The sequence below is a fragment of the Psychrobacillus sp. genome (genome assembly GCF_056205495.1).
Window position 1 is genome coordinate 1 of the sequence record NZ_JBAEAP010000229.1, and the last position, 7,405, is coordinate 7,405.

Consider the following 7,405-nt stretch of genomic DNA (forward strand, 5'->3'; position numbering starts at 1 on the left):
GATTAGAGACAGCCTTTCCATTACTGTATACTCATTTCGTAAAAACGGGGGAATGGTCATTAAAGCAACTGCTAGATTATTTGACCATCAAGCCAGCGAACGTATTTGGGTTTGAATTTTGCAAGCTAGAAGTAGGAGCTCCAGCTGATTTAGTATTAGTAGATTTAAATAAAGAGCAAAAAATAGATAAAGAAGCATTCCTTTCTAAAGGAACAAATACTCCGTTTGATGGATGGGTTTGTACAGGTTGGCCACAAGTAACGATCTATAACGGAGAAATCGTATGGCAGGAGGAACAAGCATGAAAACAAGATATTTAATATTAGAAGACGGTACTGTTTTTAAAGGAAATGCATTTGGTAGTGAATCAGGGACTATTGGAGAAGTTATTTTTACAACTGCTATGACCGGTTACCAGGAGTCTATATCAGATCCATCCAACTGCAGTCAAATACTTACTTTTACGTATCCGATGGTAGGTAATTATGGTATTAATCCAGATGATTTTGAAGCAATAGAGATTGCCTTGTCAGGAGTTGTAGTTCGAGAGCTAGCAGAGAACCCATCTAACTTCCGTAACCAAAGTACATTGAATGAATTTTTAACTTTAAAAAATATTCCAGGAATTGAAGGAATAGATACTCGAAAGCTAACACGCATTATTCGTAAGCACGGATCTCTAAAAGGAACGCTAACAGCTGCTGGAGAAGAAGTGAATGTGGAAGAAACAGTGGCAACATTAAAATCTACTGATATTCCTAAAAACGTAGTGGAGCAGGTTTCTATTACGAGACCTTATCCAAGTCCAGGGCGAGGTAAACGAGTTGTCTTAGTAGATTTCGGTATGAAACATGGAATACTAAGAGAATTAAACAAACGTGACTGTGACGTTATCGTGGTACCTTTTAATACATCAGCTAAAGAAATTTTAGCAATGCGTCCTGATGGAGTAATGCTATCTAATGGCCCTGGGGATCCGACGGATATACCAGAATCTATTGAAATGGTAAAAGGTCTAATAGGAAATGTTCCAATCTTCGGAGTTTGCCTAGGTCATCAGTTAATTTCACTAGCAAGTGGTGCAACATCCTTTAAACTAAAATTTGGTCACCGAGGTGGAAATCATCCAGTAAAAGATTTAACTACTGGAAGAACAGAGCTAACTTCACAAAATCATGGCTATGCGATTGATGCAGATTCAATCTCTAACACGGATTTAGAAATTACTCATCTAGCATTAAATGATGGAACAATTGAAGGTGTAAGACATAAAAAATATCCCGTGTTTTGTGTACAGTTTCATCCAGAAGGGTCATGCGGTCCAGAGGACTCAACCCACTTATTTGATCAATTTATTGAACTAATGAATAAAGAAAGCAAAAAGGAGACTTCACATGCCTAAACGTAAAGATATAGAAACTATTTTAGTAATCGGATCTGGTCCAATTGTAATCGGTCAAGCTGCAGAGTTTGACTATGCGGGGACACAAGCATGTATTTCCCTTAAAGAAGAAGGCTACAAAGTAATATTAGTAAACTCAAATCCAGCAACTATTATGACAGATACAGAAATTGCAGACAAAGTATATATTGAACCTATTACTCTTCCATTTGTGAGTAAAATCATTCGCAAAGAGCGTCCAGATGCAATCCTTCCAACTTTAGGAGGACAGACAGGTTTGAACATGGCGATTCAATTAGATGAATCAGGTATATTGGATGAGTTAGGAATTGAAATTCTTGGAACAAAACTAGAGGCGATTCATAAAGCAGAGGATCGCGACTTATTCCGTACGTTAATGAATGAATTGAACGAACCAGTACCGGAAAGTGATATTATCCACAACCTAGACGAAGCAAAGGCGTTTGTAGAGCGAATCGGATACCCAGTAATAGTAAGACCAGCCTTTACCTTAGGAGGAACCGGGGGAGGTATTTGTCACAATGATACAGATCTAGTGGAAATCGTAACTAGTGGTTTAAAGTACAGCCCTGTGACTCAATGTCTACTAGAAAAATCGATTGCTGGCTTCAAAGAGATTGAATATGAAGTAATGCGAGATTCAGCTGATAATGCAATCGTTGTTTGTAATATGGAAAATGTTGACCCAGTAGGCATTCATACGGGAGACTCGATTGTAGTAGCTCCGACACAAACATTGTCGGACCGTGAAAACCAAATGCTTCGAAATGTTTCCTTAAAGATTATCCGTGCGCTGAAAATCGAAGGTGGATGTAATGTGCAGCTTGCTTTAGATCCATATAGCTTCCAGTACTATATTATTGAAGTTAACCCACGTGTAAGTCGTGCATCAGCACTTGCATCAAAGGCAACTGGCTATCCAATCGCGAAGCTTGCAGCAAAAATTGCAGTAGGACTTACACTAGATGAAATGATGAATCCGGTAACTGGGAAGACATATGCTTGCTTTGAGCCAGCTTTGGACTATATTGTTGCAAAAATTCCTAGATGGCCTTTCGATAAATTCGAATCGGCAAAACGTAACCTTGGAACACAAATGAAGGCAACCGGAGAAGTAATGTCACTAGGACGTACATTTGAAGAGGCAATCTTAAAATCTGTCCGTTCCTTAGAAACAGGTCACTTCCATTTGGAAATGAAGAACAGCGAATCCATTACAGACGAATGGATTGCCAAAAGAATTCGTCGCGCAGGAGATGAGCGCTTATTCTTTATAGGAGAGGCACTTCGCCGTGGTGTGAGCATCGAGCAAATACATGAGTGGTCTCAAATAGATCTGTTTTTCTTAAACAAATTACAGAACATCGTGCAATATGAAAGGGTAATACAGGAGAATCCTTTTAATCAAGAAATTCTATATAAAGCAAAAAGAATGGGCTTTGCTGATAAGACAATAGCAAAGTATTGGAACGTGAAAGAAATAGAAGTATATAACTTTAAAAAGGAACATGGAATTACACCAGTTTACAAAATGGTAGATACTTGTGCAGGAGAGTTTGAATCAGAAACTCCTTATTTCTACGGGACATATGAAGAGGAAAACGAATCCATTCGAACGGATAAAGAAAGTGTCATCGTACTTGGTTCTGGTCCAATTAGAATCGGGCAAGGAGTTGAATTTGATTATGCAACAGTTCACTCTGTATGGGCCATCAAAGAAGCAGGCTATGAAGCTATTATTATTAATAATAATCCAGAAACAGTTTCTACCGATTTCTCCATCTCAGATAAATTATACTTTGAGCCTTTAACGGTAGAAGACGTCATGCACATCGTGGACCTTGAAAAGCCAAAAGGAGTAGTTGTACAGTTTGGCGGTCAAACAGCGATTAACCTAGCGGAAGCGTTAGAAGAACGAGGCGTAAAAATATTAGGCACTACTCTAGAAGATATCGATCGAGCAGAAAATCGAAATAAATTTGAAGCTGCTCTTCACGAAATAGGAATTCCTCAGCCGCTAGGTAAGACAGCAGTATCTGTAGAAGAGGCTATTGAAATAGCTAATGAAATTAGTTATCCGGTATTAGTTAGACCTTCTTATGTTTTAGGTGGTCGAGCTATGCAAATCGTTTACAATGAAGATGAAATTAAACACTATATGGAAAATGCGGTTGAAGCTAGCCCGGAAAAGCCCGTTTTAATTGACCGTTACTTAACTGGTACAGAGGTCGAAGTCGATGCTATCTGTGATGGAGAGAATGTTCTAATACCAGGTATCATGGAGCATATTGAGCGAGCAGGAGTGCACTCAGGCGATTCAATCGCTGTATATCCACCACAAAAGCTATCACAAAAACATATAGACACATTGGTAGATTATACAACAAGACTGGCAAGAGGTTTAAAAATAGTAGGTTTAATGAATATTCAATATGTTATTTCGAAAGACGAGGTTTATGTAATTGAAGTAAACCCACGCTCAAGCCGTACGGTACCTTTCTTAAGTAAAATTACATCGATTCCAATGGCAAACATTGCAACAAAGGCAATTTTAGGAAAATCCATTGTAGAGCAAGGATTTAAAACAGGGCTTGCACCAAATAGTCCGGGAGTATATGTAAAGGTTCCTGTATTCAGCTTTGCTAAGCTGCGCCGTGTAGATATTACCCTAGGGCCAGAGATGAAATCAACAGGAGAAGTTATGGGTAAAGACATAACATTAGAAAAAGCCCTATATAAAGGCCTAGTAGCTGCAGGAATGGAAATTAAGGATCATGGTTCAGTGCTAATGACGATTTCTGATAAAGACAAAGATGAAGCAACAGATATCGCTAAGCGTTTCCACGCAATTGGCTTCCGCATAATTGCAACAGAGGGTACCGCTAAAGCAATTCAAGAGGCAGGTATTCCAGTAGATATTGTAGACAAAATTGGTTCTAAGGGAACTACTTTACTTGATGTTATTCAAAAAGGGGAAGCGCAATTTGTTATTAATACTTTAACTAAAGGCATGCAGCCCGAGCGTGACGGCTTCCGAATTCGTAGAGAGTCTGTTGAAAATGGAATTCCTTGCTTAACTTCTCTAGATACGGCAGAGGCAATGGTTCGAGTAATTGAATCGATGAGCTTCTCAACGGATACGATGAAGCTACAGGAGGTCCGTGCATGATTAAACAGGAGCAGATGATTGTTGTATCTCAACATAAAATTGCGACGAACATTTTTGTGGTTACGTTAAAGGGACAGCTCGTACAGGAGATGAAACAACCTGGCCAATTTGTTCATGTACGTGTGGCACATCAAATGGAGCCACTACTACGAAGACCGATTAGTATTTGTTCTATAAATAGAGAAGCATCGGAATTTACGATGATCTACCGTGCTGAGGGCAGAGGAACTATACTACTTTCAGAGAAAAGACCAGGGGATTATATAGATATACTTGGTCCCCTAGGTCAAGGTTTTCCAATAGAAAAAGTCTCTTCAGGTGATAAGGCATTACTTGTGGGGGGAGGAATTGGAGTTCCTCCTCTCTATGAATTATCTATAAGATTAGTTGAAAAAGGTGTGAAGCCAATCCATGTATTGGGCTTTCAATCCGAGAATGTTGTTTTCTACGAGGAGCTATTTAACCAGCTTGGTGAAACACATATAGTTACAGCAGATGGAACCTATGGTCATAAGGGGTTTGTAACAAATGTATTAGAAACTATGAATGACGACTTTGCTGTGTACTATAGCTGTGGTCCTACGCCTATGCTTGCTGCTATGGAAAAAATGTATCCACATAAAGAAGGTTACCTCTCTTTTGAACAACGAATGGGCTGTGGGATTGGTGCATGTTTTGCATGTGTATGTGAGACAACGGAAAAAATGGAAGTTGACTATCTGAAAGTTTGTTCTGATGGTCCAGTCTTCCAGTCAGGAGTGATTCGAGTATGAATAGATTAGCTGTCGAATTACCAGGACTGTCATTAAAGAACCCGATCATGCCTGCTTCTGGGTGTTTTGGATTTGGGAAGGAATATGCTCAACTCTATGATTTATCCAAATTAGGAGCGATCATGATTAAAGCAACTACCTTAGAAACACGACTAGGTAACCCAACTCCTCGAGTAGCTGAAACGCCTGCAGGGATGCTAAATGCGATTGGGCTACAAAATCCAGGACTAGCTAAGGTCATGGCAAACGAGCTTCCTTGGCTAGAACAATATGACGTGCCCATCATAGCAAACGTAGCTGGGACATTAACAGAGGACTATGTTGGTGTTGCTGAGGCTATTTCAAAGGCACCTAACGTATACGCTCTAGAGCTAAACATTTCGTGTCCAAATGTTAAACAAGGTGGAATTACGTTTGGAACAGACCCCCTAATAGCAGAAGAATTAACAAGAGCTGTCAAGGAAGTTTCAAGCGTTCCCGTCTATGTAAAATTGTCTCCAAATGTAACAAACGTAGTAGAAATTGCAAAAGCAGTAGAAGCTGGCGGTGCAGATGGAATAACTATGATTAATACGTTACTTGGTTTACGTCTAGACACTCGAACTGGACGCCCTATCATCGCTAATGTAACTGGTGGTCTGTCAGGACCCGCCATCAAACCTGTTGCCCTTCGCATGGTATATGAAGTAGCTAAACAAGTATCTTTACCAATTATCGGTATGGGTGGGGTGTCGAATATAGATGATGTCATAGACTTCTTATCTGCAGGAGCAAGTGCAGTTGCTGTAGGCACGGCTAACTTTGTTGATCCATTTATTTGTCCGACTTTAATCGATCAATTACCAGAAAAGTTAGATGAGCTCGGGTATAAAACAGTAAACGATTTAGTTGGAAGGAGCCATCGATTATGAAAAACAGCCCCATTATCGCATTAGACTTTTCTTCAGCAGAAGAAGTTTACCGTTTTTTAACACCTTTTGAGGAATCTCTTTTTGTGAAGGTTGGAATGGAACTATTTATGCAGGAAGGTCCAGCCATCGTTTATAAGCTTAAGGAAAAAGGACATGATGTCTTTCTAGATTTGAAGCTACATGATATTCCAAATACAGTTGGACAGGCGATGAAAGGATTAGCACGTTTAGGAGTAGATCTGATCAATGTCCACGCAGCTGGAGGAGAGAATATGATGGCAAAAGCTCGTGAAGGCTTAGAAGCCGGAACTTCGGCCGGTAAAGTAAGACCTGCTATTATAGGCGTTACTCAATTAACTTCCACTTCTGAGAAGCAAATGCAAGAGGAACAGTTGATTAAACAAACTCTAGAGGAATCAGTTCTTCATTATGCTAGGCTTTCCCAAAAAGCAGGATTAGATGGTGTAGTATGCTCCGTACTAGAGGCAAAGAAAATAGCAGAAGCGTGTGGGGAAGACTTTTTAAGAGTTACTCCAGGTATACGACTATCTGCTGGAGAAGCACACGACCAAGTTCGAGTAGCAACTCCTTTTAATGCTAAAAAGCTAGGCTCTTCTCACATTGTTGTCGGACGTGCAATCACAGAAGCAGAAAATCCCGTAGAGGCTTATAAAACTATTCTAAAAATGTGGGAGGAACAAGCATGACACTTGAACATAAAATTGCAAAAGCACTTCTTGAAATAGGGGCAGTAGAACTAAAACCAAACGATCCTTTCACGTGGGCATCGGGAATAGAATCACCAATTTATTGTGATAATCGCATAACGATGTCTTCTCCGGTCATTCGTAAGGATATTGCAAAAGGTCTTGCTGAAGCAATACAAAAGAATTTTCCAGAAACGGAGGCCTTGGCGGGAACGGCAACAGCGGGTATTCCTCATGCGGCATGGGTAAGTGATGTATTAGAGCTTCCGATGATGTATGTACGCTCAAAAGCAAAAGAGCACGGTCGAGGAAACCAAATCGAAGGTAAACTAGTGACAGGTCAGAAGGTAGTAGTCGTCGAAGATCTAATTTCCACTGGAGGAAGTAGCTTAACAGCAGTTGAAGAGCTTCAAAAAGCTGAG

General features: G+C 40.0%; 7 protein-coding genes. All 7 read left to right on the forward strand.

Annotation, left to right across the window (positions count from 1 at the left end; translation table 11 throughout):
- Window positions 1-305, forward strand: a 305-nt coding sequence (locus AC06OU_RS06570; protein ID WP_475854793.1) for an amidohydrolase family protein, incomplete at its 5' end; no start/stop codon positions are given.
- Entirely contained in the window at window positions 302-1,402 is a 1,101-nt protein-coding gene (locus tag AC06OU_RS06575) for a carbamoyl phosphate synthase small subunit (RefSeq protein WP_340884234.1), read from the forward strand. The genes AC06OU_RS06570 and AC06OU_RS06575, both read left to right, overlap by 4 nt.
- On the forward strand, window positions 1,395-4,592 hold the full coding sequence (gene carB / locus AC06OU_RS06580) for a carbamoyl-phosphate synthase large subunit (protein WP_475854796.1): 3,198 nt from the start codon (window positions 1,395-1,397) through the stop codon (window positions 4,590-4,592). The genes AC06OU_RS06575 and carB overlap by 8 nt, the downstream gene beginning before the upstream one ends.
- A complete protein-coding gene (locus AC06OU_RS06585; RefSeq protein ID WP_475854797.1) occupies window positions 4,589-5,365 on the forward strand; it encodes a dihydroorotate dehydrogenase electron transfer subunit in 777 nt (258 codons plus the stop codon). The genes carB and AC06OU_RS06585 overlap by 4 nt, the downstream gene beginning before the upstream one ends.
- Window positions 5,362-6,276 carry a dihydroorotate dehydrogenase gene (locus AC06OU_RS06590; protein ID WP_475854800.1) on the forward strand — a complete coding sequence of 305 codons (915 nt, stop codon included), beginning with the start codon at window positions 5,362-5,364 and terminating at the stop codon, window positions 6,274-6,276. Before AC06OU_RS06585 ends, AC06OU_RS06590 begins: the two co-directional genes overlap by 4 nt.
- Complete coding sequence (pyrF, locus tag AC06OU_RS06595) at window positions 6,273-6,983, forward strand: orotidine-5'-phosphate decarboxylase (RefSeq protein ID WP_475854802.1); 711 nt, start codon at window positions 6,273-6,275, stop codon at window positions 6,981-6,983. Before AC06OU_RS06590 ends, pyrF begins: the two co-directional genes overlap by 4 nt.
- The coding region (gene pyrE, locus AC06OU_RS06600; protein ID WP_475854804.1) for an orotate phosphoribosyltransferase at window positions 6,980-7,405 on the forward strand (426 nt) is incomplete at its 3' end. The genes pyrF and pyrE, both read left to right, overlap by 4 nt.

Coding starts and splice junctions, on each gene's coding strand:
- pyrF (WP_475854802.1), top strand. CDS start 6,273: ATGAAAAACAGCCCCATTATCGCATTAGACTTTTCTTCAGCAGAAGAA.
- AC06OU_RS06585 (WP_475854797.1), top strand. CDS start 4,589: ATGATTAAACAGGAGCAGATGATTGTTGTATCTCAACATAAAATTGCG.
- AC06OU_RS06590 (WP_475854800.1), top strand. CDS start 5,362: ATGAATAGATTAGCTGTCGAATTACCAGGACTGTCATTAAAGAACCCG.
- carB (WP_475854796.1), top strand. CDS start 1,395: ATGCCTAAACGTAAAGATATAGAAACTATTTTAGTAATCGGATCTGGT.
- AC06OU_RS06575 (WP_340884234.1), top strand. CDS start 302: ATGAAAACAAGATATTTAATATTAGAAGACGGTACTGTTTTTAAAGGA.